At 69.8% G+C, this 24,497-nt stretch carries 29 protein-coding genes and 2 pseudogenes; 21 read left to right on the top strand and 10 right to left on the bottom strand.

From position 1 onward, the window contains the following. Position 1: 1 nt before the first annotated feature. The 10 genes and pseudogenes from OG594_RS39580 to OG594_RS39625 all read left to right on the top strand — a co-directional run bounded on the left by OG594_RS39580 (position 2) and on the right by OG594_RS39625 (position 7,216). Positions 2-805 (top strand): alpha/beta fold hydrolase, encoded by an 804-nt coding sequence (locus OG594_RS39580; protein WP_266607216.1) that lies wholly within the window; start codon positions 2-4, stop codon positions 803-805. After that, complete coding sequence (locus tag OG594_RS39585; RefSeq protein WP_266607217.1) at positions 805-2,085, top strand: PP2C family protein-serine/threonine phosphatase; 1,281 nt, start codon at positions 805-807, stop codon at positions 2,083-2,085. The genes OG594_RS39580 and OG594_RS39585 overlap by 1 nt, the downstream gene beginning before the upstream one ends. Position 2,086: 1 nt before the next feature. Continuing rightward, positions 2,087-2,446: an STAS domain-containing protein gene (locus tag OG594_RS39590; protein WP_266607218.1), complete on the top strand. Its 360-nt coding sequence runs from the start codon at positions 2,087-2,089 to the stop codon at positions 2,444-2,446. A gap of 185 nt (positions 2,447-2,631) precedes the next feature. Continuing rightward, positions 2,632-3,431, top strand: a protein-coding gene (locus OG594_RS39595; protein WP_266602755.1) for an IS5 family transposase whose coding sequence is annotated in 2 segments (ribosomal slippage) — positions 2,632-2,967 and positions 2,970-3,431 — 798 coding nt in all. Because the reading frame shifts where the segments join, the coding sequence is not laid out codon by codon here. 25 nt (positions 3,432-3,456) lie between these two features. Then, positions 3,457-3,870, top strand: a complete 414-nt coding sequence (locus OG594_RS39600; RefSeq protein ID WP_266607219.1) for a hypothetical protein — start codon at positions 3,457-3,459, stop codon at positions 3,868-3,870. Beyond that, a complete protein-coding gene (locus OG594_RS39605; protein ID WP_266607220.1) occupies positions 3,765-4,373 on the top strand; it encodes a hypothetical protein in 609 nt (202 codons plus the stop codon). The genes OG594_RS39600 and OG594_RS39605 overlap by 106 nt, the downstream gene beginning before the upstream one ends. Before the next feature lie 139 nt (positions 4,374-4,512). Continuing rightward, positions 4,513-5,728: pseudogene (locus tag OG594_RS39610) on the top strand (PP2C family protein-serine/threonine phosphatase); the annotation flags it as partial. A 205-nt stretch (positions 5,729-5,933) separates the two neighbouring features. Further along, positions 5,934-6,509, top strand: coding sequence for a DUF5994 family protein (locus tag OG594_RS39615; RefSeq protein ID WP_266607221.1), 576 nt, complete (start codon positions 5,934-5,936; stop codon positions 6,507-6,509). 5 nt (positions 6,510-6,514) lie between these two features. Beyond that, positions 6,515-6,703: a hypothetical protein gene (locus tag OG594_RS39620; RefSeq protein WP_266607222.1), complete on the top strand. Its 189-nt coding sequence runs from the start codon at positions 6,515-6,517 to the stop codon at positions 6,701-6,703. A gap of 198 nt (positions 6,704-6,901) precedes the next feature. Next, complete coding sequence (locus OG594_RS39625; RefSeq protein ID WP_266607223.1) at positions 6,902-7,216, top strand: hypothetical protein; 315 nt, start codon at positions 6,902-6,904, stop codon at positions 7,214-7,216. Between the two features lie 13 nt (positions 7,217-7,229). On the opposite strand, the gene OG594_RS39630 is transcribed toward OG594_RS39625, so the two are convergent. The 5 genes from OG594_RS39630 to OG594_RS39650 all read right to left on the bottom strand — a co-directional run bounded on the left by OG594_RS39630 (position 7,230) and on the right by OG594_RS39650 (position 11,855). Continuing rightward, complete coding sequence (locus OG594_RS39630; protein WP_266607224.1) at positions 7,230-8,471, bottom strand: HTTM domain-containing protein; 1,242 nt, start codon at positions 8,469-8,471, stop codon at positions 7,230-7,232. Then, positions 8,461-9,201: a DUF5819 family protein gene (locus OG594_RS39635; protein WP_266607225.1), complete on the bottom strand. Its 741-nt coding sequence runs from the start codon at positions 9,199-9,201 to the stop codon at positions 8,461-8,463. The genes OG594_RS39630 and OG594_RS39635 overlap by 11 nt, the downstream gene beginning before the upstream one ends. 110 nt (positions 9,202-9,311) lie before the next feature. Next, a complete protein-coding gene (locus tag OG594_RS39640) occupies positions 9,312-10,652 on the bottom strand; it encodes an ice-binding family protein (protein ID WP_266607226.1) in 1,341 nt (446 codons plus the stop codon). Positions 10,653-11,296: 644 nt separating this feature from the next. Next, complete coding sequence (locus OG594_RS39645) at positions 11,297-11,470, bottom strand: hypothetical protein (protein WP_202198150.1); 174 nt, start codon at positions 11,468-11,470, stop codon at positions 11,297-11,299. A gap of 28 nt (positions 11,471-11,498) precedes the next feature. Then, complete coding sequence (locus OG594_RS39650) at positions 11,499-11,855, bottom strand: PRC-barrel domain-containing protein (protein ID WP_266607227.1); 357 nt, start codon at positions 11,853-11,855, stop codon at positions 11,499-11,501. Positions 11,856-12,243: 388 nt separating this feature from the next. On the opposite strand from OG594_RS39650, the gene OG594_RS39655 reads away from it, so the two are divergent. Further along, positions 12,244-13,122, top strand: a complete 879-nt coding sequence (locus tag OG594_RS39655) for a helix-turn-helix transcriptional regulator (RefSeq protein ID WP_266607228.1) — start codon at positions 12,244-12,246, stop codon at positions 13,120-13,122. Positions 13,123-13,296: 174 nt separating this feature from the next. Here OG594_RS39655 and OG594_RS39660 read toward each other — a convergent pair whose 3' ends face one another. After that, entirely contained in the window at positions 13,297-13,665 is a 369-nt protein-coding gene (locus tag OG594_RS39660; protein WP_266607229.1) for a PRC-barrel domain containing protein, read from the bottom strand. A gap of 259 nt (positions 13,666-13,924) precedes the next feature. On the opposite strand from OG594_RS39660, the gene OG594_RS39665 reads away from it, so the two are divergent. Beyond that, positions 13,925-14,368 (top strand): hypothetical protein, encoded by a 444-nt coding sequence (locus OG594_RS39665; RefSeq protein WP_266607230.1) that lies wholly within the window; start codon positions 13,925-13,927, stop codon positions 14,366-14,368. Between the two features lie 43 nt (positions 14,369-14,411). On the opposite strand, the gene OG594_RS39670 is transcribed toward OG594_RS39665, so the two are convergent. The 4 genes from OG594_RS39670 to OG594_RS39685 form a co-directional block, all read right to left on the bottom strand. Next, the gene (locus OG594_RS39670; RefSeq protein WP_266607231.1) at positions 14,412-14,993 is read right to left on the bottom strand and encodes a DUF2231 domain-containing protein; all 582 of its coding nucleotides are present in this window, start codon (positions 14,991-14,993) and stop codon (positions 14,412-14,414) included. A 136-nt stretch (positions 14,994-15,129) separates the two neighbouring features. Continuing rightward, entirely contained in the window at positions 15,130-15,597 is a 468-nt protein-coding gene (locus tag OG594_RS39675; RefSeq protein ID WP_266607232.1) for a hemerythrin domain-containing protein, read from the bottom strand. A gap of 188 nt (positions 15,598-15,785) precedes the next feature. Then, positions 15,786-18,026, bottom strand: coding sequence for a catalase (locus OG594_RS39680; protein WP_266607233.1), 2,241 nt, complete (start codon positions 18,024-18,026; stop codon positions 15,786-15,788). Between the two features lie 101 nt (positions 18,027-18,127). Then, positions 18,128-18,751, bottom strand: coding sequence for a flavodoxin family protein (locus OG594_RS39685; protein ID WP_266607234.1), 624 nt, complete (start codon positions 18,749-18,751; stop codon positions 18,128-18,130). A 706-nt stretch (positions 18,752-19,457) separates the two neighbouring features. On the opposite strand from OG594_RS39685, the gene OG594_RS47220 reads away from it, so the two are divergent. The 9 genes and pseudogenes from OG594_RS47220 to OG594_RS39725 all read left to right on the top strand — a co-directional run bounded on the left by OG594_RS47220 (position 19,458) and on the right by OG594_RS39725 (position 24,465). Next, positions 19,458-19,964, top strand: a complete 507-nt coding sequence (locus OG594_RS47220) for a CorA family divalent cation transporter (protein WP_323185429.1) — start codon at positions 19,458-19,460, stop codon at positions 19,962-19,964. 28 nt (positions 19,965-19,992) lie between these two features. Further along, positions 19,993-21,039 (top strand): YihY/virulence factor BrkB family protein, encoded by a 1,047-nt coding sequence (locus OG594_RS39695; RefSeq protein WP_266607235.1) that lies wholly within the window; start codon positions 19,993-19,995, stop codon positions 21,037-21,039. A 107-nt stretch (positions 21,040-21,146) separates the two neighbouring features. After that, positions 21,147-21,236 (top strand): annotated as a pseudogene (locus tag OG594_RS47225) (phage holin family protein); the annotation flags it as partial. Then, the gene (locus OG594_RS39700; RefSeq protein ID WP_266607236.1) at positions 21,233-21,610 is read left to right on the top strand and encodes a DUF3618 domain-containing protein; all 378 of its coding nucleotides are present in this window, start codon (positions 21,233-21,235) and stop codon (positions 21,608-21,610) included. The pseudogene OG594_RS47225 and the gene OG594_RS39700, both read left to right, overlap by 4 nt. Further along, the gene (locus OG594_RS39705; protein ID WP_266607237.1) at positions 21,607-21,873 is read left to right on the top strand and encodes a DUF4235 domain-containing protein; all 267 of its coding nucleotides are present in this window, start codon (positions 21,607-21,609) and stop codon (positions 21,871-21,873) included. The genes OG594_RS39700 and OG594_RS39705 overlap by 4 nt, the downstream gene beginning before the upstream one ends. 196 nt (positions 21,874-22,069) lie before the next feature. After that, on the top strand, positions 22,070-22,300 hold the full coding sequence (locus OG594_RS39710) for a DUF6479 family protein (protein WP_266607238.1): 231 nt from the start codon (positions 22,070-22,072) through the stop codon (positions 22,298-22,300). Between the two features lie 239 nt (positions 22,301-22,539). After that, entirely contained in the window at positions 22,540-23,181 is a 642-nt protein-coding gene (locus OG594_RS39715; protein ID WP_266608803.1) for a HemK2/MTQ2 family protein methyltransferase, read from the top strand. Beyond that, positions 23,165-23,431, top strand: a complete 267-nt coding sequence (locus tag OG594_RS39720) for a CDGSH iron-sulfur domain-containing protein (RefSeq protein WP_266607239.1) — start codon at positions 23,165-23,167, stop codon at positions 23,429-23,431. The genes OG594_RS39715 and OG594_RS39720 overlap by 17 nt, the downstream gene beginning before the upstream one ends. A gap of 29 nt (positions 23,432-23,460) precedes the next feature. Beyond that, positions 23,461-24,465 (top strand): iron-containing redox enzyme family protein, encoded by a 1,005-nt coding sequence (locus OG594_RS39725; protein WP_266608804.1) that lies wholly within the window; start codon positions 23,461-23,463, stop codon positions 24,463-24,465. Positions 24,466-24,497: the final 32 nt, after the last annotated feature.

Raw genomic sequence — 24,497 nt, forward strand, 5'->3', positions numbered from 1 at the left:
GATGGATATCCTCCGCAGGAACAACGTGAAGGTCAGCGGATCACCCGGCAGCCCCGTGGTGGTGCTGGCGCACGGGTTCGGCTGTGACCAGAACATGTGGGGACTGGTGGCCCCGGCGCTGGCCGAGGAATTCCAGGTGGTCCTGTTCGACTACGTCGGGTCGGGCGGCTCCGACCCGTCCGCCTGGAGCGCCGAACGCTACGGCTCACTGGACGGATACGCCCGCGACGTGGTCGAGGTGTGCGAGGCCCTCGACCTACGGGACGTGGCCTTCGTCGGACATTCGGTCAGCGCGATGATCGGGGTACGGGCGGCGGCCACCACCCCCGAGCGGTTCTCCTCCCTGGTCATGGTCGGCCCTTCCCCTTGCTACATCGACGACGACGCCTACCGCGGCGGCTTCAGCGCCGAGGACATCGACGAGCTGCTGGAGTCGCTCGAGTCGAACTACCTCGGCTGGTCGGCCACGATGGCACCGGTGATCATGGCCAACCCCGAACGTCCGGAACTGGGGGAGGAGCTGACCAACAGTTTCTGCGCCACCGATCCGGCGATCGCCCGCGTCTTCGCCCGCACCACGTTCCTCTCCGACAGCCGTGACGACCTGAAGTCGGTGGGCGTACCGACGCTGGTACTGGAATGCGCCCAGGACGTGATCGCGCCGCGCGAAGTCGGCGGCTACGTCCACGCGGCCATCCCCGGAAGCCGCCTGGTCACCCTGGACGCAACGGGTCACTGCCCCCAGCTGAGCGCTCCCGAGGCCACCACGTCAGCCATCCGCGCCTTCCTGCGGGAGCTGCGGTGATGGGGTGCACCGCCCAGAACCCTGAGCGGCCCGACGGCGAAGAGTCCGCCACCGACGCGGTGTTCTCCTCCCTGCTGGAGGACACCGCCGAAGAGCTCTACGAATCCGCCCCCTGCGGCTACCTGTCCACCCTGATGGACGGCACCATCGCAAAGATCAACGGAACGCTCCTGGACTGGCTCGGCCTCACGCGCGAGGAAGTCGTGGGCCGTAGACGCTTCACCGACCTCCTCACGATCGGCGGCAAGCTCTACCACGAGACGCACTTCGCACCGCTCCTGCGGATGCAGGGAAGGATCAGCGAGATAGCGATGGCACTCAAGGCACCGGGCGGCGGGCGTCTCCCGGTCCTGGTCACCTCCCGCGTGAAGACGAGCGGCGACGGCGAGCCGATGCTGATCCGCACCACCGTCTTCGACGCACGACAGCGCCGCGCCTACGAAAGCGAGCTGCTCCGCGAGCGTCAGGTGGCGGAGGAAGCCCGCCGGCAGGCCGAAGCCGACAGGGAGCGGCTGCGTGAAGCACTCGCGGTGCTCCAGCAGAGCCTGCTCCCCGCCGCCCTGCCCGCCGTGCCCGGAATGGCAGCGGCCTCCCACTACCACACCGCCTCCGTCGACCGGCTGGGCGGAGACTTCTACGACCTGTTCCCGCTGGACGACAAGCGCTGGGCGTTCTTCCTCGGCGACGTCTGCGGCAAAGGTCCCCAGGCTGCCGCCGTGACCTCCCTGACCCGCTACACCCTGCGCGCCGCGGCCCTCCACGATTGCGACCCCGTAGCCGCGCTGTGCACCTTGAACACCGTGCTGCACGAGCGGTTCACGAGTGGGGACCCGCGCTACTGCACCGCGATCTTCGGTGTGATGGAACCCGATCCCAGCACCGGAACGGTTGCCGTGCACCTGGCGTCCGGGGGCCATCCCCCCGCACTCGTCGTGCGTGCCGACGGCCGGGCCGACTACCTCCCCACCCCCGGCGGCCTGCTCATCGGAATCCTGCCCGACCCCCGCTTCACCCCTGCCGCGACCACGCTCGGTCCCGGCGACTCCCTCCTCCTCTACACCGACGGCCTCACCGAAGCCCGCGTCGGCACGAACCGCAAGCTCTACGGCGAAGACGCACTGCGGACTTTCACCGCCGGTCTCGCCCCTGCAGGTGCACACGAGCTGATCACCGCCCTCACCGGTCTCCTGGACGGCTTCGGTGAAGGCCTGGACGACGACACGGCTCTGCTCGCCCTCGGCGTGCCCCTTCCCATCCCGTTGCACGAGAGCACGATCTGACATGAGCGCCCTGACGATCACCGCCCGAGACGCCACCACCGGCCCCGTCCTGGAAATCGCCGGCGACCTCGACTACGACCAGGCCCCCCGCCTTCGACAGGCCGTGACAGAGCTCAGCCTGGAGCCAGGACAACGCCTCGTCCTGGACCTCTCCCGCATACGGTTCTGCGACTCCAGCGGCATCACCGCCCTTATCGTCGCCCGCAACCACGCTGTCGCGGCCCAGGCGGACATCGCCCTGGCGGCGGTCCCCGACAACACGATCCGCATCCTGCGCATCGTCGGCCTCGACCGGGTCTTCACGATCCACCCCGACGTCGGCACGGCCACAGCACACCGACCGGCCACCAGGCGTCCCTGATGGCGCGGGTGCCGTAGGAGGTGCCCGCTCGGGACGTGTGACCCGGCCGCCGAGGCCGCGGGAAGTATTTCGGCGGGCGCCCGGCAACCTTTCGGGCTCCGGCGGCAACTGAGGGGTGAACAGCGCACCTCACCTAAGACGTCATCTCATTTGGAGGATTGGGTAGGCTGTCGATCGTGGTGGGGATTGTTGACCGGCTGGTGCCGGATGAGTTGTGGGTACTGTTCCAGCGGGTCGTGCCGGAGGCGCCGTCGCGACCGCAGGGCGGTGGTCGGCGTCGGCATGGCGACCGGGAAGTACTCGCCGCGATCGTGTTCGTTGCCACGTCGGGCTGTACGTGGCAACAGTTGCCGACGGCGTCGTTCGGGCCGTCGGGGGCGACGGCTCACCGGCGTTTTTCCGAGTGGAGCAAGGCCCGGGTGTGGGCCAAGCTCCACCGCCTGGTCCTCGACGAGCTCGGCGCCCGCGGTGAGCTGGACTGGTCCCGCTGCGCGATCGACTCGGTGAACATGCGGGCCCTGAAAAGGGGGACCTGACAGGTCCGAATCCTGTCGACAGGGGCAAGTTCGGATCAAAGATCCATTTGATCACCGAGCGGACCGGTCTGCCCCTGTCCGTCGGAATCTCGGGCGCGAACCTGCACGACAGCCAGGCCCTCGAACCCCTCGTCCGCGGCATACCGCCCATCCGTTCACGCCGCGGACGCCGACGACGCAAGCCCGCCAAGCTCCACGCAGACAAGGGTTACGACTACGCCCACCTGCGACGATGGTTACGCGGACGCGGCATCAAGCACCGCATAGCCCGCAGAGGCATCGAGTCCTCACAGCGACTGGGCCGCCACCGCTGGACCATCGAACGCACCATGGCCTGGCTCGCCGGCTGCCGCCGCCTCCACCGCCGCTACGAACGCAAAGCCGAACACTTCCTCGCCTTCGCCAGCATCGCCTGCACCCTCATCTGCTACCGAAGACTCACCAAATGAGATGACCTCTAAGGAGCCACCGCCCATGTCCGCTTCCCCCCACCGCCGCCCCACCGGACGTCGAAGGCTCGCCCTGGCCGGAGCGGCCACCCTGGTCGCCGCCGGTCTCGGCGCCGTGCCGCTGGTCGTGAAGGCCGACGCCGTGGCACCCGCCGACCTCGCCCACGACGTGCTGCCCGCCCGGGACGGCTGGGCCGCGAGCGGCTCGGGCACCACCGGCGGCCGTGCCGCGGACGCGGCTCACGTCTTCACCGTCTCCACCCGCGCCGAGCTGGCGAGAGCCCTGGCAGCGGGCCCGGCCGGGCCCGCATGCTGGCCCGGGTCGAGCGCGGCATGGCCCGTCCCGGCACCGCCCGCCGATCGCGGGACCGCGAGCGCACCCGCGCCCTGTCCTGGCCGAGGATCGTCCTCGCGACCCTGGCCACCGCCGGAACCCTGACGGCCAGCGCCCTCATGGTGGTCGACGTCGACGCCGTGCACGACCCGGACCCGCCTCGGAACCCGTCCGCCGTCGGCCGCGCGGTGCCACCGACGGCCGCGGGCAGCCGGACCGAGGACGGTCCCCTGTGGGCCGACGGCTCCGTCGACCCCCACAGCAACGCCTACTGGGCACAGAGCAACATCACCCTCAAGGCGGGGAAGCCGCTCACCGCGCTCGTCGTCGAGCTGCGCATCGCCCTCACCGAGGGGGTGAAGGACACCGGGAGCTGGCGGACCCGCCCCGCCGCGGACTTCGACCTCTCCGCCCGCCAGGAAGGTAGCTTCCTCGTCTATCGGTGGACCCTCAAACCCGGCAGGACCGTCCCGCCCGGCGAACACGTCTTCGCCGGCCAGTACGACCACGCCACCGGCGGACGCGATCCGAAGGACGACACGTACCGGATCGACGCCACTGCCGGTGCCGCGGAGAGCGGCGCCGCCGTGTGGGGCGGGTTCGCGTAGGCCGCGTCCACGCCCCGCGATCGGCGTGGGCCGACATGCCGCGCATGGCGCAATGAGCCGCTCCGGCGGTTTCCCAGGTCACCTTGTGCGGAGGCGGTGACCGGCGTGGGCGGGCAGGAACGAGGCGGCGAGGCGGGTCGTGAACGAGGAGAGCGTGGACCGGGCCGAGGGTCTCGGCGAGCGGCCTGCTGCTGCACCGGGCGCGGCTGATGCCACCGCAGCTGATCGGCCCCCTGATCGCGGAGGAGATGGCCGGGATCGGAGGTCGTGACGTCTCCATCCTGCTCCAGGACTACGCGCAGGAGCTGCTGGTGCCGTTTCCGGGCGGGGAGCTGCACGTCGGCCGGCCCCAGCCGGTGATCGACTCCCCGGCCGGGCGGGCCTTCCTGCGCGGGGAGGCCGTCGAGGTACCGCAGGCCCACGGCGGCGTCCGGATGTACGTGCCACTGCCGGACGGCAGCGACACGGTGGGCGTCATGGCCCTCACCCTGGACCACGTCGGCGGCGACGACCGGCGCCTGCTGCGCCGGCTCGCCGGCTTGGTCGCCGATCTGCTGGTCACCAAGAACGCCTACACCGACCAGTTCTTCCTGGCGCGGCGGCGGGAGCCGATGAGCGAGTCCGCGGAGATCCAGTGCAGCCTGCTGCCCCCGCTGACGATGACCGTGCCGCAGGTCGCGGTAGCCGGCATGCTGGAGCCCGCCTACCGCGTCGCCGGAGACAGCTTCGACTACGCCCTCCACGACAACATCCTGCACGTGGCCGTGATCGACGCGATGGGCCACGGCCTGGACGCCGCCGCGATGGCGACCATCGCCATCGGCGCCTACCGGCATGCCCGGCGCGTGTCCGTCAGCCTGGCCGAGAAGTACACGTACATGGACGACGCCATCTCCCGGCAGTTCGGTCCCGACCACTTCGTCACCGCCCAGCTGATGCATCTGAACATCGCCACCGGTGAGCTGGAGCTGGTCAACGCGGGCCACCCCGCGCCGCTGCTGATCCGCGACGGCAAGGTCCTGCGGCAGCTGGAGAGCGCGACGACGTTGCCCGTCGGCTTCGGCGGCGAGGAACCCCGGATCGGAGAGCACACGCTCCGGCAAGGCGACCGCGTGCTGTGCTACACCGACGGAATCATCGAAGAGCACGTCGCCGGCGGGGAGTTGTTCGGCGAGGAACGCCTCATCCGGTGCGTCGACCGCCTCGGGGAAAGGCCGTCAGAGGGGATGCGGGCAGATCTGCGCAGGCTCTCCCACACGCTGAAGAGCGAACGGGGTGGGCACACCAGCGACGACGCCACCCTCTTCATGATCGAATGGCGCGGGGGCGCCGCCGACCACCTCGCGGTTCTCGACTTAACGCCTCGAAGCCGAGGAGATCGGCGGTCCTCCCCAGCGCCTCCGCCGGAAAATACCTGGTCACAACGGTCTTTGCCCACCGAATAGGCGTACAGTCAAAGGACCGGAAGTACTTCGAGCACCGGCTTTCACGCGGGTGTCATTTCCGGCGATCGCCTAAAAACCGGGCTGCCGACGGGCAGCCCGGGGGCAGGTCCACACCATGACCACCACCCTCGACCGGACCGCGCCCCGCGACTTCGCCGCACAGTCCCCGGCTCGCTTGTCCCTCACCCCGAAGACCACGCTCGCCGGCCAGCTGGACGGGGCCTGGTGGCCCTACTCCCGCGACCTCGAGACTGAGCTTCCCCCGCTCGCCGCCGCCCTGGAGGAACCCTGGGGGCGCGTCACCCGCGTCACCGTGAATCCCGACCGCTGGCCCGTCGTACCGCACACGGTTGCCCTGGACGGACGCACGCTGCACGTGGGCTGGTTCACCGAACAGGACCCCGACAAGCTGATCCTGCTCTCCTATACCGTCGGCCGCTGGGACCTCCTCGCCATCCCGCCCGAGACCGCACCCGCAGCTGCGGCCCGGCTGATGGCCGCCGCCGCGATCCCGGGCAGCGTCCTCACCGCAGGTTCGCTCATGGCCAACGAAAGCGCCATCGGGCGCGGCGTCCGCGACGCCCGCCGCCGGGAAGCCACCTGGGAGGGCGAAGGCGGGGCCTGCATGTCCCCCTTCGGGGAGCCGATGGGACGAAGCGCCCTCCCGCTGTCCGCGAACGGCTGGAGGTGAGCTCCGTGGAGACCGTCGTCCTCATCGCAGTGATCATCCTCATGATCGGCGTCGCAATGCGGTGGATCCACGTGCTGAACGCCCGGGACGAGGCGCGGATCGAGTCCTACCGCTTCAGTGACCCCCTGCCGAGACCTCCCGGCCTGCCGGACGACACCGGTCGTCGAGCCCACCACACGGGTGCCGACCGGTGAGGAACAGACCTTCCTCCGACCGGGGGCAGCGGGCGGGACGCCTCGGCGCCCCGACCCGCCGGCCTCCTCACCCGCCCTCGACGGCTACACCTGCCCCCGCGTAGCCCCTCCGCCGGCACCGGCGCGCACACCGACGAGATCTGAGGAGCCCCGCCGGCCCCGGAGCCCGCTCCACCCCACACACGAAAGGACGCGGTCATGGCCACACTGCGCGAACGCAAGACCTACCGCGACCAGGTGCTCCGGGTCCTGTACGAAGCCGTCGAGGGCAACCGCCTCCTCGGCATCACCGGAGCACAGCTGCGGCGCGACCTCCACGTACCGGAACAGGACCTGGCCGCCGCCTGCACCTACCTGGCGGGCGAAGGACTGATCACCGTCGACTGGGAGCCCGGCAACACGCCCGCGATGGTCACCCTCACCCACGAGGGAATCCGGCACATGGAAGCCGATGAGGAGAGCACGGCTGAACCCCCGCACACACGTGAGGGCCAGGGCCTGGGACGCGGGTAGCCGGTCAGTGCCTTCAGTCGGGTTTCCGAGTCCCCGAGACCGAGGGCGCGGGCCCGGTGGCAAGCGCAGTGCCCTGCTGCCCTGCCGGAGTGGCTCGATGCTTCGGGCTGGATCGGCTGGGCCGGCCCTGCGGAGGTACCGATGCGGGTCCCGCCGCTCGGCCGGGTGCCGGCCGCCACATGCCCGTGTGCCGTGCTGCGCGTCGCCACAGGTGAGGCAGGAAGGCGTAGAAGCGGTCGGGAAGGAACACAGCATCCGCAATGATCATCGCGCCGGAGAAGAGAGGCAGTCCCAGGAGCACTGCGATGCCGATGTGCATGCCCAGCAGGACCGTCAGAACGGGGTACTTGAGCCTGCCGAAGAGTACGAACGGGAAGGCGACCTGCAAGAGCACCGTCACGTAGCTGGCGATCGCGATCACCATCGGGTACTCGTCCACGAGGTGGGAGAGCGCGGGCCAGGGCTGGAAGAGTTCGAGGTTCAGCGCGTAGTGGAGGGCGGTGCCTCCGCCCCAGGTCTGGCCCTGGATCTTGTACAGGCCGGCCGATCCGTAGAGGAAGCAGACCTGTGCCGCGATGACGAGGATGCCGCAGTTGTGCACCACCGTGGTCAAGGTGGTACGGGCGTCGTGGAGTTGCTGTGCGGAGAGGCCCCTCACCGGCTCCGGCGCGTCGCCCGCACGGGCTGCCTTGAGCCGGTTCCTGCGTGCGTCCAGGGACCAGCGCCGGCCGCACGCGGTGAGGACGAGGTAGAGGGCCATCAGCAGGATCAGGTTGTCGCCCCCGTCCGTCATGAAGATCGATCTGGCATGGAACGAGGTCACCACGACGGCGAAGAGGACGGACATGGCCCGGGTCCGCCAGCCCAGCATGAACAACGCGGACGTGACGAGGGCCGTCACGTAGCAGAGTTCGAAGTAGGCGCGGCTGTCGGACAGGAGCAAGATGCTGTTCCAGCCCGTCTGCGTGAAGAGCTGCTGCGCCAGCGCCGGTGTCCAGGGCGAGCCCGGGCCCCAGATCTCGTCACGGTGCGGGAACTCGCGCAGCAGGAAGACCAGATAGAGCAGCCCGTAGCCGATGCGCAGAACCGACGCGGCGTACAGGGAGACCGGCCGGTCGGTGAGCAGCGCCCACAGCTTGCCGATCCGGTCGAGGAGCCACCGGTGGGCCGTGCCGGCGACCGGAGTCACCTGGGCCGCAGGCCGGTGCGGCGTGGCCGCTGCGGAAGGGGGCTGGGGGATCTGTTCACTTCCCATGGGAGGTCACCTTCCACCAGGGCAGGAGCCGGTCCTCAATGGGTGCCGGCGGGCGGTTCCCGGCCGCTGTGCCGGGCGCAGCGACGGGCAGTGTGACGACCCGGAGCTGAATGAAGTCGAAAGTGCCGCCGTCGTTGTGGGCGGCGACGCGGTCCGCGGCGATGTTGCGCAGGTACGTCTGCAGCATCACGGCGCGCTCCGAGCGTGCCGTGTCGCTTCCTCCATGTGTTTCGACGTAAGAGGTCCAGGCGCGGCGCAGGAGGTTCTGGGACGTATGGCTCGGAAATACATTGTGGTCGACCGCGGAGTGGTCCACGGCAGCCAGGTCGAACCAGGGGGTCACCTGCACCGATCCTTCGGAGTCGGTGTGTGCGGTTCTCGCCAGGATCTTTCGGTTGAAGGAGTCGGGGTCCGGGGCGAAGAGCCGCCAGTTCTGTTCGAAGAGCGGGTACACCCATCCGTTGACCTGTGCGCTGTAGCGCTTCGATACGGGGTTGGCGGGGGCCACATGCAGGAATACCAGCACGACATGGACCAGTGTCGTCACCAGGCAGAGGGATACTGCGGTGCGCATCCCTGCTTTCACCGCACGAACTCTTATGGGCCGCTTGCCCGGCATGGCCGCTTCGTCATGACGCTGTTGGGGGACCGTACCGGAATCGGACTGGTGAAGTTCCTTCACGCCCGCGGCTTCAATTCCGCTCGACACCGCCCACCCGGTCTTTCTCATGTCTGCTGTTCGCCTGAGGTCTCTGCGATTCACCGACGGCGCGCGGCGGATTCGATGAGGATTCCGCCGCGCGCCGTCATCCGATGAACGGGCTTCGTGCAGCCTGTTGGCTAGCCCTCGTGGCCTTGGTGACCCTCGTGGCCCCCGGGCTTGTTGTCGTAGCCGTAGTGGTCGCCGGGCTTCCCGTCGTGGCCGTGGCCGTGGTCCGGCTTACCGGGTCCTTCGTCGTGCCCGTTGCCCGGCCCGCCGTGCTCCGGCCCGTGGTGCTCCAGGCCGCCGTGGTCCGGTCCGCCAAGTCCGCCGTGGTCCGGGCCGCCGGGCTGACCGCCGTGCCCGCCGGTGACGTTGCCCCCGGTGATGGTCCCGCCGGTCGTGTTGCCGCCGGTCGTGTTGCCGCCCGTCGTGTTTCCGGCCGTGTTGCCCGCGGTGTTTCCGGAGGTGTTGCCGGCGATGTTCCCCGAGGTGCCGCCCGACACGAGGTCGACGATCGGTCCGCCCAGGAGGCCGCCACCGATCAGACCCACGGTCGTACCGGTCGTCGATCCTGCGGTAGGCGTGCCGGCGGTCGTGCCCGTGGTCGCGCCCGTGGTCGTACCGGTGGTGGTCGTGCCGGTCGTCGTGCCGGTGGTCGTGCCGGTCGTCGTGCCGGTGGTCGTGCCGGTGGTCGTGCCGGTGGTCGTACCGGTCGTGGTGCCCGTGGTCGTACCGCCGGTGGCGCACCCGCCGAGGAAGATCCTGTTGGTGTCGAGCGTCACGGCGCCGTTACGGGCCAACGCCCGGCCCTCGATGTTCGTCCCCGTGGTAACGCTGATCGAGGTCAGAGCCATGATGGTGCCCACGAAGGTGGAGGTGGTGCCGAGGGTGGCCGAACTCCCGATCTGCCAGTACACGTTGCACGCCGAAGCGCCGTTCGTGAGGAGCACTCGGCTATTGGATGCCGTCGTCAGGGCTTCAGGGATCTGGAACACCCAGACGGCGTTGGGGTCTCCTCCGGCGTCCAGGATCAGGTCACCGGTGAGCCCGACACCGGAGACAGCGGTGTGGACGCCCGGAAGCAGGGTCTGGCCGGCGCCGATTCCCGCCGCGAGCGCGAAGTCCGTGGCCTGCCCCGCAGCGTTGTTGTACGCCTGGACCAGGTCGGACTTGGCCTGAAGTGCCACAGCGTCGGCAGCGTGGACGGCGCCGAGCACCAAGCCGGGGGGGAATCCGGAGATGGCAGGGTTCGGGTGCGTCCCAAGGTCGTGACTGATCACGGAGGGGCCGGTGTTGGTAACACCCTGACCTGCCAGAACGGAAAAGCTGGCGGCTGTGGCCAGAGGCACGGGTGTCGCGATGGCCATTGCCTGCGTCGGCAATCCGGCGACCATCACGGCGGCAACCGTTACCCCGACGGCCGAGGCCAGCCAGCCGGACAGAGTGCGGCGCTGAGCCGCTTGGAATTTCAGCTTCATCGAGAGGGGGGCCACTTCCTATGGGGGCCGTGGCATACCGGGCTCCTACCGATCGCCCGGGAAGCCTTGTCGTTGTTGCCGCATATTACGCAGCAACATTCACGTGGCAAAAATAGGCAAGGGGAGGGAGGGGAATTACAAGCATATTCGGCGCAGCGTGGCGCGATGAAAATACCAAAACTCACCGCGCCTATCATGTGATAGTCCCCCCGCCGGATGGGGCTGGATTAACTCGCACGAGGCGGAGCCGCTCATATGGAAATGCTTTCAAACCCGCCAAGCGTGCGGAGTGCCGCCAGGAGGGTGATTTCACGAGTTGTTGGAGGGTGGGCGCGCCGATCGATCTTCCGTCAATCCATATGACTCTGATCGGGATTGTTTGCGCTCCCTTTCTTGCGTGGGATCGAACACCGGCCCTGTCGAATTGTTGAGCGATGGCCGTTCCGTGGATCGAGCGTGAGTTCATCCGCAGGTGGCTTCCGGCCGCTTTTCATATCCGGCAACGCCCGGTGGCCCAGCTCGCGCACCGCCCAAGGCCGCACCCAAGCCCTCACCCCGTACGTCGAGCGGGAGGAGAAGACCGTCGTCCCCCGCCGGCACGCCGCTGCCCGACAGGCCGGTACCCGAAGCCCCGCAGAGGGGTGTCAGCGGAGCGTGCGGTGGCGCCGGCCGGAACGCCGGATGTGCAGGACCAGGTACACCAGGGCGCCGATGAATACGGCGATGCCGATGATCAGCAGATAGAACAGCCCCTCGGCGACGGCGCCGATGAGGCCCAGCACGATCGCAACGATGACGAGAATCAGGAAGAGCGTCATGACGCAGGGCACCTCCTCGAAGGGCCGGTCAGCGGCGGGCGAGCTGCCGCTCGCCGTTCACGCCGGGCTGATAGGCCAGGCCGTAGTGCGCGAAGACGGCCGCCTCGTCCTCGGCGGGCAGGACATCGTCCGTCCCGATCGCCGGGCACTTTTTTACCAGCGACCTGTCGTAATCGACCTTGACGTAGCCGGGCCCCACGACCGCGCCCGCCAGCGGGACGAAGACCAGGTGGCGGCGGGTGGGCAGCCCGACCAGGACGGTGGCCATGGCCGGCTCGTCGGTGCTGGTGTCCACATAGACCGCCTCCAGCACTCCGATCTTGTGGCTTGCGGCATCGACGACGTCATGGGTACGCCACTCCCGGATATCCGCGATCTCGATCATCCCGAGCGCCCCTTTCCCGCAACGTTGCGCCGGCAGGCGTTGTACTTTTCAGCCTGCCCCGCAAAGCCCGCCCGCACCAGCCCGGACACCCCGCAACGTCACACGGCAAGGACGACACGTTCTCCCGTGTGAGCCGCACGGCCGCCGGACCCCTGGCGACGTCCCCCCAGAGGCTTGGTAGACGAGCGGTTGTTTCCGGCGAACAGGTGGAGAGCCGTGGCATTCGGGTGAATTCTGCTCGGGCTGTGCACGCGGCTCCGCTCGCGCCGCGTGACACTCGACAGCGGGGGCCCACTGATCATCATTCTGCGGCGCATGCGTTCACCCGGGCCCGGCCGCGGCGATTTCCGTGGCTGATAGACAGTCCCGAGCCGGAGGTAGACCGCCCGTGGCGGTGAACGGAAACCCGACCGTCAGACGACGCCGTTTGGGCGCGGAGCTGCGCCGGCTCCGTCTGGCCCGCGGTCTGACCAGTACGCAGGTGGCTGAGCACCTGTTGATCTCCCAGCCCAAGGTCAGCCACTTGGAGACCGGCCGCCGCGGGATCAGGCCGCGCGATGTGCGGGACCTGTGCGGCCTCTACGGGGTCACGGACCAGCGGGTCGTCGACTCGTTGATGGAGATGGCCCGGGAATCGAACCGACAGGGCTGGTGGGTCGCCTGCGGGGAAGTCCCGTACGCGGTCTACATCGGCCTGGAGACGGCAGCCGCTTCTGTCCGGTCCTACGAACCCCTGGTGATCCCCGGCCTGCTGCAGACGCCCGCCTACGCGGCGGCGGTCATCGCGGAAACGATCCTTCTGGCCGCGGAGGAGCAGATCGCCGCGCGCCTCGAGGTACGGCTGCGCCGTCAGTCCCGCGCCCACCACCCGGCCCGGTCTTTCCGTCTAGAGGTAGTGCTGGACGAATCAGCACTGCGCCGCCTGGTCGGCAGCCCCGAGATCATGCGCGAACAGCTCGAGTACCTGAACCGCCTCGGCGAGCAGCCGCACATCACCGTGCAGGTCCTCCCGCACAGCGCGGGAGCCCATCCGGGAGTTTCTGGACAGTTCTCCATCCTCGACTTCCCGGACACCGCCACGGGGACGGTGTACCTGGAGCGGTTCACCAGCGACCTCTACCTGGAGAAACGATCCGACGTGCGGCACTACGGCGCCATGTTCGACCACCTGCAGAACCAGGCCCTGAACCCGGAGCACACCCGCCGCTTCATCACCCGTGCCGCCGAGGAGCTGCCGGCCGCCGCAGCGCTGCCCGCCCGGCCGTGATCACCGCACCGGCCGCAGGTCGCTGCGGCGCGTGTAGCCGTCGGCGCGCGTGGCGATGGCGCATCAGCGAGTGGGCGGTTCCTCCCCGCCGATGGCGGCGCTGAACCCCCGGGACGCGGCGATCCCGCACCCCCGGCCGGGGGTGCGGGATCGCTCGGATCCGGGCCGCAGGGATCAGGCGGGGCGGCCGCCGAACGGGCCGCCGGTGCCGTAGTAGGTGCCCAGCTCTTCTCGGTAGCCGGCGTCGCCGAGGTGCTTGTCCCGGTGGAACTCGGGGGCGTTCTTGATCTGTTCCTTGGTGCGGTCGACGAAGATCTTCTTGTCCTCCGGGTCGACCTTGACGACTGTGCTCGCCGGCAGCAGGACTTCCTTGCCGAAGATCCATACGCCGGTGTCCACGACCAGGTAGGCGTCACCGACCTCGTCGGAGTGCTTGTCGACCTTGCCGATGCTCCCGTCGGTCGCCTCGACCTTGTAGCCGGTCAGGTCCGTACCGGCCAGGTGGCCCGCGGTCGGCTGGTAACTCCACACATGTTCAGTCACGCGAAAACAACTCCTCCGGTCAACGGGGGACGGCGGGGAAGTGCTTCTCCGCCGATCCTCCTTGTTCCGTACGCCGTGCTCGGCGGATGTGCTGCGCTCCGCCTGGACTTCGCCTGCCCCGCTTTCACCGCTTCACGCACCCGGATCGAAGGCAGGACCGGGACGGTCACCGCCATGTGGTGCCCGGGTCGTGAGGATGCCTTGCTCCGTACGGCTCAATCGGCGGCTCGGGAAGGCGGCTTGAGGGCAGAAGATCACCATGGACAGCAATCGCGAGATGGACCCGGAGCACCAGGTGCCCGAAGGCGTCGACGAGAAGACACTGCGCGCCCTGGGCGCGCTCTCGAAGGCTCTGGAGACCACGGAGCGGGCCCGCGGACACCTCTACGGATTCCACCAGCTGACCGGGACCGCGGACTTCGAGCTCGGCGACGCCGTCCGGCTCCTGCGCGAGGCGGGCCACGAGGAGCAGGCCGCACGGGTCGAGCGCGACATCGTGGGCCGCAACGTCATCCCGGGACACTGGACGTTCCAGATCATCGAGGCCTACGACTCCACCTACCACCGGCCCTTCACCGCAATGGAAGGCGACATCGTCGACGAGCTGGCCGGCGGGCGTGAGCACCTCCTGGAGGCCCGCCTCAAGACGATCCGCCGCACCCACGGCCATCCGGACCACACCGCCACGCCGCCCGCCTCCTGAAACGAGGGCCGAGTCCGGAGGGAGGGGAGCCCGCCGGTGTCGCTCATGTTGCCGGGTACCCTCCGACCGCCCGGCGATGGGCCACGTGCCCGCCCAGGGCGCCGGTGACGGCGACGGCGGCCAGCCCGCCGAGGGACCACAGTCGGCCCTTCGCCGGGCGGCCGCGCAGCCGCGACGTCAGGGACACGGCGTAGCAGGCCACCGCGGCCGCGTTCGAGGCCGCGTGGGCCAGGCCGACCCGGGCCTGTTCGGGAGGCAGGTCCGCCCAGTCCACCCAGCCGGCCACGGCTGCCGGGGCGATCCCGGCCAGGCCGACGGAGACGAGCGTCTTGCTCGCACGCTGCGTCCCGGGTACGACGTCCAGCACGGCGGACGAGAGCCAGCATCCGATGGGTACCTGCACCAGCACGGGATGCAGGGGGTGCCCGAGCGGCCTGCCGCGCAGCAGATCACGCATCCCGCCCAGGGGGAGTGCGCGGATGCCCCGCTGGAGCACCCTGATCGCCGGATCGGCGACCGTGGTCCGTTCCAGCCGGTCCAGCGCGGTCAGCCACCGGGTCGAGGCGGTGTCGAGTACTGAGGTCCGCCCGGTCACGGCCGAGGCGTCAGGGGTGTGTGAGTTCATACGCGACGCCTACCCGGTGTCACGCCGCGATCCCGCCCCGGTCTCCACTGGCACCCGAACGACCAGTCTCCCGCCGGGCCGGTCGCGCGGGCGTGTCCATGCCCTCGGATCCCGGCCGTCCGTACGGCTGGAGAGGTCATGCGCTGGGGACGGCCAAGGGATCGGACGGGGCGGTCTTCTTCGCCGTTTCCATCTGTACGCCGAGTTCGGTGAGGCGGTTGCGGCCCATGGCCTTGCGGACGTCCGGGAACCACTCCTTTTCCTCTTCCTCGACGTGGTGGCGGACGTTTTCGATGAGGACCGTCATCTTGGCGTCGAACCGCTCGTCGCCCGGGTCGAGGTCCTTGAGTTCGGAGAGCATCCACAGCACGACATGGTGTTCTTCGATGCTTTCGAGGACGTGGTCCTTGGTGTCGGGGTCGGCCTCTCGGGCAGCTGGGTAGAAGATCTTTTCCTCGATCCAGGTGTGCGTGGTGAGTTCCTCGATCACCTGGTCGGCGATCGTCCGTTTCGTGGCGTGCGCGTTGTCGCCGGCCTTCTCGAACTGCTTGAACAGCTTCTCGACCGCCTTGTGGTCTTCCTTGAGCAGTACGATCCCGTCCACCAGGTCTCCTTCGATCGTCCATCGGGGGCGCGGTCGACCGCCCTGACCCCGTGTACCCGGTGGGGTGGTGGTGACACTGTTGGCCGGGCGGGATGCCTCGTACGGACGACCCTCGCTACGCCGAACGCTGACGCTTCTCCAGCCTGTCGGGCTGCCCCGGTTCCGTGCGGGACCGGGGCGGGCACGGATCAGAGGGCGGCGGGGAACCGGTCCCAGGCCCGGTGCCCGCCCAGCGCGGTCGTGGCGGCGGCCGCGACCGCGCTGCCGCTGTCGGCGACGGCGATGCCGGGGTCGTCTGCCGTGATGCCGGCGGATTCGAGGAGCCGTTCCGCGCCGTTCCAGCCGCCGATGGCCTTGCCGTGCCGGTACGCCTCGGTGAGGAGCAGCAGTACGCGCGGGTCGGGGGCTTCGGGGGGCTGTGCCGTGCCGGCCTTGGCGTCGCGGGCGCCGTACGCGTCCGCGCCGGCCTGGGGCACTCCGGCCAGCAGGACGGCGTCGAATTCGACGGAGCGGGCGGTGGCGAAGGTCCGCTGAACGGCGATCGGGTCGCCGTCGCCGTCACCGTCGAGGGTGCCGCCGGTCGGGGCGATGACGAGGGGCACCATTCCGGAGTCCAGGACGGCCTGGCGGGCGGCTCGTACGCCGTCCAGGTCGGCCGTGGCGTCGGCGACGATGCCGATCACGCGGCCGTCGGTCGGCCATGTCCCGCCCATCTGGGAGAGGGTGGGGCTGGGGTCGGCCGCGACGAGTGGCACGGTGGCGGCCGGTGCCGGCAGCCCGAGGCCCGAGGCGACCTGCTCGCACAGCTGCGGATCGATGTTCGCCAGCACCTTCAGGGTGCGTTCCTTGACGGCCTGCTCGTAGCACTTGGTCAGCTCGAAGGTGTAGGCGGCGATGATGTGTTCGCGCTCGGGCGGGGTCATGCTCAGCCAGAAGAGGCGCGGCTGGATGAAGTGGTCCGAGAACGAGGCGGGCGCCTCACGGACCTTGCTCGCCTCAGGAACGGTGACGGGTACCTCGATGAAGGCGGCCGTATCGGCTCCGGCGAGGAACGGGCAGCCGCCGTCGAGGCTGTTCGGCCGGTAGGGGGCGATGCCCGTGTGGACGGCGCTCTGGTGCATGCCGTCGCGCAGCATGTCGTTGACGGGGGCGTGCGGCCTGTTGATGGGGATCTGGCCGAAGTTGGGGCCGCCGAGGCGGCTGATCTGTGTGTCGAGGTAGGAGAAGAGCCGGCCGGCGAGCAGTGGGTCGTCGGTGACGTCGATGCCCGGAACCAGGTGTCCGGGGTGGAAGGCGACCTGCTCCGTCTCGGCGAAGTAGTTCTTGGTGTTGGCGTTCAGGGTCATCAGCCCGATCGGCTGAACGGGTGAGCGCTCCTCCGGCACGATCTTGGTGGGGTCGAGGAGGTCGATGCCCTCGAACGTCTGGTCTTCGGTGTCGGGGAAGACCTGGATGCCCAGCTCCCATTGCGGGAAGGCGCCGGATTCGATGGCGTCGAAGAGGTCCCGGCGGTGGAAGTCGGGGTCCATCCCGCTGATCATCTGCGCCTCCTCCCAGACCAGGGAATGCACGCCGAGCTTCGGCTTCCAGTGGAACTTCACCAGCACGCTCTCGTCGGCCGCGTTGACCAGACGGAAGGTGTGGACGCCGAAGCCCTCCATCATCCGCAGCGACCTCGGGATCCCGCGGTCGGACATGTTCCAGAGGGTGTGGTGGGTGGCTTCGGTGTGAAGGGACACGAAGTCCCAGAACGTGTCGTGCGCGCTCTGCGCCTGCGGGATCTCGCGGTCCGGATGCGGCTTGGCGGCGTGGATGACGTCGGGGAACTTGACGGCGTCCTGGATGAAGAACACCGGGATGTTGTTGCCGACCAGGTCGAAGGTGCCCTCGTCGGTGTAGAACTTCGTCGCGAAGCCGCGGGTGTCGCGCACGGTGTCGGCCGAACCGCGCGAACCGAGGACCGTGGAGAACCGCACGAACACCGGCGTCTCCACGTCCTTGGCGAGGAATGCGGCCTTCGACACCTCCCCGGCCGTTCCGTAGCCCTGGAAGACGCCGTGAGCGGCAGCACCACGCGCGTGGACGACCCGCTCCGGGATCCGCTCGTGGTCGAAATGCGTGATCTTCTCGCGCAGATGGTGGTCCTGCAGCAGCACCGGGCCGCGGGGTCCGGCCTTCAAGGAGTGATCGGTGTCGGGCAGCCGCGTCCCTTGGGCCGTCGTCAGGTACGCGCCGCTCTGCGCCACGCGCACCTGGTCCACCCCTGTCGCCTGTCCGGTCGGCCCCACCGTCTCGGGGCCGTCCTGGTCGGGCTTCGGCGGAAGGGGTTCCGTGGGCTCCGTCGGCTCGATCAGCTGCGGAGACTCGGGGCCGGGCCTGCCCGGCAGCTCGCTCCTGGCGGTGCCGGTCGATGACTGCTGCTTGCTCATGATCCTTCTCCTTGGGGCCGTCGACGTGGTGGACGGGCGAGAGCCGTGACATCTCCGGTCCGGGCTGCGCGGTGCGCGGTGTGCAGGGGCGGAGCCGCAGGTCAGCTCGCTGGGTAGGGGGCGGCCTTGAGGCGGCGGGCGAGGTGGGCGGTGTTGGCGGCGAGGGTCTTGGTCGTGGCCGCCGTCTTCTGGGGGGTTTTGTCGAGGTCCTGGTAGTCGGTCTTCTGCATGGCTTCGCCGACCCAGTAGGTGACGGCGTTCGGAGCGAGGGAGAACCCGATGTCGTTCAGGCCTTGGAAGAGGTCGGCGCCGACCTTGTGCGCGCCGTCCTCATTGCCGACGACGCAGACCGAGGCAGCCTTGCCGTAGGTGAGCGGGCGGCCTTCGTCGTCGCTCTCGGAGATCTCCGCGTTCAGCCGCTCCAGGACCCGCTGGGCGATGCTGGACGGGTGGCCGAGCCAGATGGGCGTGGAGAGGATCAGGATGTCGCAGCCCAGGATGGTGTCCCGGATCTCCGGCCAGGCGTCCCCGTCGCCCATGTCCGTCTTCACACCGGGCTTCACGTCGTGGTCGGCGATCCGGACGGTCTTCCCGGTGACACCGTGCTCGGCGAGGGCGGCCATCGTCTGTTCGGCCAGCAGCTGGGAGCTCGACGGCGCGGGGGAGGGGGACAGGGTGCAGACGAGCGCGACAGCGCGGAGCGGCGTGTGCTTGTTGGGGTCCATGGTGTCCGGCTACCCGCACATCCCTCTTTGATGTCGCAAGCGATGTGATTCGTCCCCATTGGCTCCGTCGCGCGGGTGTGGAAGTCGCGGAAGCGCGTCCCTGCGTCCTGGTCCGACACCTGGCCGCGTGGGCGCACGAAGGGGCCTGCGGCCGGGGCAAGGCGGTACGCGCAGCGCCTCACGCTCCTGTCAGCCGCCGATGAGTCCGCCGCGCAGCGGGGCGGAGAGAAGTCAGCGCCTCCCGCATCCATGCTGCGGCATCCGCCGGAGGCCGGAGGCATGACCGCGAGCGGTCCGTGGGCACGCATGAAATCAGGGTTCTGGCGCATGTGCGGCGTATGGAATGCGTGGTGCACGAGGAGCGGTCGGGCCGGTCGGAGACCGTCGAGTGCGGCGCGGACGGCGAGGCCTGCCGACTGGTGCTGAAGCGGTTGCGCGGGCTGGGCGAAGGCGAGTTCGGCTGGGTACGACTGGTCGACCCGGCCGAGGGCGAGCTCGTGCAGTTGGCCGAGCATCTGGGCCTGCACCGCCTGGCGGTCGAGGACGCGGTCCAGGCCGGCCAGCGGCCGAAGCGGGGGCGCTTCGGTGACGTACTGGCCGTCGCGCTGAGGACCCTCTGGTACGTCGACGAGGAAACTTCGGTGCAGACGGGCGAGTTGATGCTCTTCGTCGGCCCCGTTACGTACTCACCGTCCGCCACGGCCCGGTGCACCCGGCAGCCGAAGCAGCCCGCCGGCTGGAAGCCGACCCGTCCATGCTGCGCTTCGGCCCGCTGTCGGCTCTGCGCGCCGTGCTCGACGTCGTCGTCGACGCCTACAGCGAGGCCGCCGAGACGGTGCGCGCCGCGCTCAACCGGCTGGAGGACCGCGTCTCCTCGCCCTCTCGCGTCGATCACACGGAGGAGATCTACTCCTTGAAGCGAGAGGTCCGTGAGTTCCGGGACGCCGTGCAGCCGCTGGTGCCCGTCCTGCCCGGTCTGCTGAGCGGTCCGGCAGACGAAGGGCGTCCGGCGACGGCCCTGCCCTACTTCCGCGACGTGGCCGATCACCTGCACCGCACCGACACCGAAGTACGGACGCTCGACGAACTGCTCACTTCCTCCATCGCTCCTTCCGCCGCAACGCCTGGCTCCAGGGGGTTTCTTGCCGGTCAGGTCGGATCCGGGGCCGCGCCCCGCGAAGGGGCCTTGTTTCCGAAGGCCGTACGGGCATGAGTTGCGCTGCGGGGGAAAGCCGGGGGGTATGACACCCCTACCGAGCCCAGCTCAGGGCCGTGACCGTGATCGTGCCGACACCGGGCGGGATTCTCTCGCGGGTCCGAGCGAGCGGGGCGAGGAGCGGGCCCCGGACCAGCCTTCTGACCTGCCCGCACGCTCCTGGCGGGCGGTACTGCGCGGCACGGCCGAGGAGTTCCGGAACGACGAGCTGGCCGATCGCGCCGCGGCCTTGACCTACTACGGGGTGCTGGCGCTCTTCCCCGCCCTCCTGGTGCTCGTCTCCCTGCTGGGCCTGGCCGGGGAGTCGACGACCGCGCGACTGCTGGACGACCTGCAGGAGCTGACGCCCGGCTCAGCCCAGGACGTGATCAGGGAGGCGGTCGAGCAACTGCAGGGCCGCAGCGGCGTCGGATCGCTGATGGCGATCGTCGGCCTCGCCGTGGCGCTGTGGTCCGCCTCGGGCTACGTGGCCGCGTTCATCCGGTCCGCGAACGCCGTCTACGACGTGCCGGAGGGCCGCCCGGTGTGGAAGGTGCTGCCGCTGCGCCTGGCGCTGACCGTCACGCTGATGGTCCTCGCCTGTGCGGGCGCCCTGATCGTCGTCTTCACCGGCGACCTGGCGCGGCGCGCGGGCACCGCCCTGAGGATCGGCGACAGCGCCCTGATGGTGTGGTCGGTCGCGAAATGGCCGGTCCTGGTCCTCCTCGTCACCATCACGATCGCGCTCCTGTACTGGGCGGCGCCGAACGCCAAGGGCCGTGGATTCAGGTGGGTGACGCCGGGGAGCTGCCTGGCCCTGGTGATCTGGATGACCGCCTCGGCCGGCTTCGCCTTCTACGTCGCGAACTTCGCCTCCTACAACAAGACGTACGGCACGGTCACCGGCGTGATCGTCTTCCTGGTCTGGCTGTGGATCACCAACCTCGCCTTCCTCCTCGGGCTGGAGTTCGACGCGGAACTGGCCCGTCAGCGTGCGATAGCAGGAGGGCTGCCCGAGGACGCCGAACCCTATGTCCGGCCCCGTGGAACCCGCGCCTGGAGCGATCAGGACCGCCGCCGCATGGAGAGGTGATCGCACAGGACCGCGCCGCCCGCGCAAAAGGATCTGCTCGTGGCGTGGCTGCTCGTTCGTTTACCGGGTAGGCGCGCCATGACAACGGCGTGCGCATCGTGAGAGGTATCGCCGAGGCAGGCGCACCCGTCCCGGAGCAGACCATCGACAGCGTCAAGGCCGATCTGGCCGAGATCAAGGAGAAAGCGTTCCGATGACGAACGAACCGCGAACCGATATCGGCACACCCACCCCCGACGAGCTGCGCGAGCAGGTCGAGCGCACCCGCGACGAACTCGGTCAGACCATCGAGGCGCTGGCGGACAAGGCCGACATCAAGGCGCAGGCGAGAGAGAAGACAGCCGTCATGAAGCAACAGGCCGCCGAAACGGCCGGCGCCGTCGCCGACCAGATCCGTACGAAGACCCGGCATGCGGCCCAGCTGGTGAAGGACACGACGCCCGAGCCGGTCCTGGACAAGGCGGGCCGGGCCGCGAGGATGGCACGCGCCAACCGCAGGCCGCTGCTCGTGGCCGGCGGCGCCGCTCTGGTCGTCCTTCTGCTGGTGCGGCGCAGCCGCCGAAGCCGATGAGAGCCTCCGAGGTCGCGTACAAGCCGGTGGGTCTGGCCCTGGGTGCTGTCAGCGGCATGATCGCGGCGGCGGCGTTCAAGCAGGTCTGGAAGGTCGTCGAGGGAGAAGGCGATGCTCCCAGCGCCACGGACGAAGACCGCTCGTGGAAGCAGATCCTGATCGCCGCCGCCATCCAGGGCGCGATCTTCGCCGTGGTCAAGGCCGCTGTCGACCGCTCGGGTGCCGTGGCCACACGTCGCGTGACGGGCACCTGGCCGGGCTGACCCCGCGCCGGCGCCGACCTGCACGTCCACACCACCGGGCAGGGCCGTTGCGGTGCCTCGGTGACGGGGAGGCGCAGCCTCCGAAGGGGGGCGCGCCCGCTCCGACGACCGCCGCCCGTTCCCTGCCGCGAATTCCGGGAGGGATTCCGGGAGGGAGATGTCCCGTAAGCCCGCCGATTGTGGGTAGGCGCGAGCCATGATTCCTACCGAAATTCTCGCGGCCGAAGGCCAACGAGTACTTTTCCTCATGTTCGCCGGCGTGGCGGTGGTCGTCCTTTTGGTCGGCGCGTTCTGGTACGGCAGCCGACGCAGCGCGCGGCGCCGGGCCCCTGTCCGGCCGGCCGCGCAGAATCCCGTGGCGCGGGGGCGCGAGGATTCGTGGCAGACGCCGGACGGAAACGCCGGCGACCAGGCGCCCCGCGTGTGAGCCGGCCCGGTGCGCTCCGGGACGCGAAGCGCCGAGTAGCCGCCCGTGGGAATACCGGGAAAGGCCGATACTCGTCTGATCCTCTGAAGACCGACGAGAATTCGGATGGGCCGCTCAGTTCCGGGCAGCCGCAGCATGTCGGTCGATTTCCGCGGTCCGCTCCGCGGGCCGCATCCGAATCCGGGAGGTACGCGGTGCCCGCCACGGCTCTGTCCTTGCCCCCGCTCCCGGTCGCCCTGATGGCCCTGCCGGGCGTCTACCGGCCGCAGGCGGACACCCTTCTCCTCGCGGAGGCGCTGGCCCTGGAGGATCTCGGGCCGCGGACCGACGCGCTGGAGATCGGTACGGGCACCGGTGCGCTGGCCCTGCACGCCGCCGGCAGGGGAGCCCGGGTCACGGCGGTCGACGTCTCCTGGCCCGCCGTGGTCACGGCGCGGCTGAACTCCTTGCGCCGACGGCTGCCGCTGCGCGTCCTGCACGGCGACTTCGCGGCGCGCACCGCGGGGTGCCGGTTCGACCTGGTGGTCGCCAATCCGCCGTACGTCCCGGCCCCGGGGGTCCGGCTGCCGTCGCGTGGGCCGGAGCGTGCCTGGGACGCCGGTCCGGACGGGCGCGGGGTCATCGACCGGATCTGCGCCGGCGCCCCGGCCCTGCTGCGTCCCGGAGGTGTCCTGCTCATGGTGCACTCGGCGCTGTGCGGGGCCGGGGAGACCCTCGACCGCCTGACCGGGGTGGGGCTGGCCGCAGAGGTCACGGCGAGTGCCTCGGTGCCGTGGGGACCCGTGCTGCGTTCGCGACGGGCCTGGCTGGAGCGGCGGGGTCTGGCGGCAGCAACCGACGAGTGGGAAGAGTTGGTGATCATCCGTGCCCGCTCCCTCTGACAGCTCCCCGGCTTCCGTCCCGGCTCCCGTCCAAACGCCGGCCCGCCGGGTATCGGTGGACCCGCAGGGCCCGGTCCTGGTCGAGGGGCCGGTCGAGATCGTCCTGGACGACGGGACGGTCGCCCGGTCCGAACGCTTCATGGTCGCGGTGTGCACCTGCCGCCGCAGCCGTGCGTACCCGTGGTGCGACACCAGCCACCGCTGTCGTGAGCGGGGCGGCTCGCCCCCCGAGGACAGGAACCCGCGATGACCCCTCCGAGCATGAGCCCGGGCTTGACCATGGTGGCGTCGGCCGCCGGACCCTGCCTGGTCGAGGCCCGGGGCGAGCTGTCCCGCGCCGTGACCGAGGCCCTGCGATCCGGCGGCCCGCCGGTGTACGCCACGGGGTCCGTACTCAAGGCGGACCCCTGGGGCGAGGACCTCCAGCTCGCCCTCTACCTGCTGTACGAGTTGCACTACCGCGGCTTCGACGGCGTGGACGACGAGCGCGAATGGGACCCGGAGCTGCTGCGGCTGCGCCAGTCGCTGGAGACCCGCGTCCTGCACGCCCTGCGCACCGAGCTGCCCGACCCACCCCGAACGGTCGAGGAAGCCTTCGCCCCGCTTCTGGTGGAGCCCGTGGACCTCTCCGGCAGTCTCAGTCACCACCTGGAAACCGAGGGCGAGCTCTGGCAGTTGCGTGAGTACGCGGCCCTGCGCTCCCTCTACCACCTCAAGGAAGCCGACCCGCACGCCTGGATCATCCCGCGCCTCACCGGACGGGCCAAGGCCGCCATGGTCGCCATCGAGTACGACGAGTTCGGCGCGGGCCGCGCCGACCGCATCCACGTACAACTCTTCGCGGACCTCATGGCCGACCTGCAACTGGATCCCGACTACGGCCGCTACCTGGACCGCGCGCCGGCGCCGCTGCTCGCGACCGTGAACCTGATGTCCCTCTTCGGGCTCCACCGCGCCCTGCGCGGCGCGCTCGTCGGCCACTTCGCGTGCGTCGAGGTCACCTCGTCGCCCGGCTCCAGGCGCCTCGCCAAAGCCATGCTGCGCTGCGGAGCGGGACCTTCCGCCGAGCACTTCTACGCGGAGCACGTCGAAGCCGACGCCGTCCACGAACAGGTGGTGCGCCACGAGGTGATCGGAGGCCTGCTGGCCGACGAGCCCTACCTGGAGGCGGACATCGCCTTCGGGTGCGCGGCGACCGTCCTGCTGGAGGACCGCCTCGCGGTCCACCTCCGAGACGCCTGGGACCAGGGGCACAGCGCTCTGCGTTCCGTGCCGGGGCCGTGAGGGCGGGCTCTCGACCATGGGGAGCGGCGCGT

This window comes from Streptomyces sp. NBC_01214 (genome assembly GCF_026340975.1).
GTDB lineage: Bacteria > Actinomycetota > Actinomycetes > Streptomycetales > Streptomycetaceae > Streptomyces.

Coding starts and splice junctions, on each gene's coding strand:
- OG594_RS39585 (WP_266607217.1), top strand. CDS start 805: ATGGGGTGCACCGCCCAGAACCCTGAGCGGCCCGACGGCGAAGAGTCC.
- OG594_RS39715 (WP_266608803.1), top strand. CDS start 22,540: ATGGCCCTGCCGGGCGTCTACCGGCCGCAGGCGGACACCCTTCTCCTC.
- OG594_RS39685 (WP_266607234.1), bottom strand. CDS start 18,751: ATGGACCCCAACAAGCACACGCCGCTCCGCGCTGTCGCGCTCGTCTGC.
- OG594_RS39700 (WP_266607236.1), top strand. CDS start 21,233: ATGACGAACGAACCGCGAACCGATATCGGCACACCCACCCCCGACGAG.
- OG594_RS39710 (WP_266607238.1), top strand. CDS start 22,070: ATGATTCCTACCGAAATTCTCGCGGCCGAAGGCCAACGAGTACTTTTC.
- OG594_RS39670 (WP_266607231.1), bottom strand. CDS start 14,993: ATGAACTCACACACCCCTGACGCCTCGGCCGTGACCGGGCGGACCTCA.
- OG594_RS39625 (WP_266607223.1), top strand. CDS start 6,902: ATGGCCACACTGCGCGAACGCAAGACCTACCGCGACCAGGTGCTCCGG.
- OG594_RS39635 (WP_266607225.1), bottom strand. CDS start 9,201: ATGAGAAAGACCGGGTGGGCGGTGTCGAGCGGAATTGAAGCCGCGGGC.
- OG594_RS39645 (WP_202198150.1), bottom strand. CDS start 11,470: ATGACGCTCTTCCTGATTCTCGTCATCGTTGCGATCGTGCTGGGCCTC.
- OG594_RS39665 (WP_266607230.1), top strand. CDS start 13,925: ATGGACAGCAATCGCGAGATGGACCCGGAGCACCAGGTGCCCGAAGGC.
- OG594_RS39680 (WP_266607233.1), bottom strand. CDS start 18,026: ATGAGCAAGCAGCAGTCATCGACCGGCACCGCCAGGAGCGAGCTGCCG.
- OG594_RS39615 (WP_266607221.1), top strand. CDS start 5,934: ATGACCACCACCCTCGACCGGACCGCGCCCCGCGACTTCGCCGCACAG.
- OG594_RS39695 (WP_266607235.1), top strand. CDS start 19,993: ATGACACCCCTACCGAGCCCAGCTCAGGGCCGTGACCGTGATCGTGCC.
- OG594_RS39650 (WP_266607227.1), bottom strand. CDS start 11,855: ATGATCGAGATCGCGGATATCCGGGAGTGGCGTACCCATGACGTCGTC.
- OG594_RS39590 (WP_266607218.1), top strand. CDS start 2,087: ATGAGCGCCCTGACGATCACCGCCCGAGACGCCACCACCGGCCCCGTC.
- OG594_RS39580 (WP_266607216.1), top strand. CDS start 2: ATGGATATCCTCCGCAGGAACAACGTGAAGGTCAGCGGATCACCCGGC.
- OG594_RS39640 (WP_266607226.1), bottom strand. CDS start 10,652: ATGAAGCTGAAATTCCAAGCGGCTCAGCGCCGCACTCTGTCCGGCTGG.
- OG594_RS39605 (WP_266607220.1), top strand. CDS start 3,765: ATGGCCCGTCCCGGCACCGCCCGCCGATCGCGGGACCGCGAGCGCACC.
- OG594_RS39630 (WP_266607224.1), bottom strand. CDS start 8,471: ATGGGAAGTGAACAGATCCCCCAGCCCCCTTCCGCAGCGGCCACGCCG.
- OG594_RS39705 (WP_266607237.1), top strand. CDS start 21,607: ATGAGAGCCTCCGAGGTCGCGTACAAGCCGGTGGGTCTGGCCCTGGGT.
- OG594_RS39725 (WP_266608804.1), top strand. CDS start 23,461: ATGGTGGCGTCGGCCGCCGGACCCTGCCTGGTCGAGGCCCGGGGCGAG.
- OG594_RS39600 (WP_266607219.1), top strand. CDS start 3,457: ATGTCCGCTTCCCCCCACCGCCGCCCCACCGGACGTCGAAGGCTCGCC.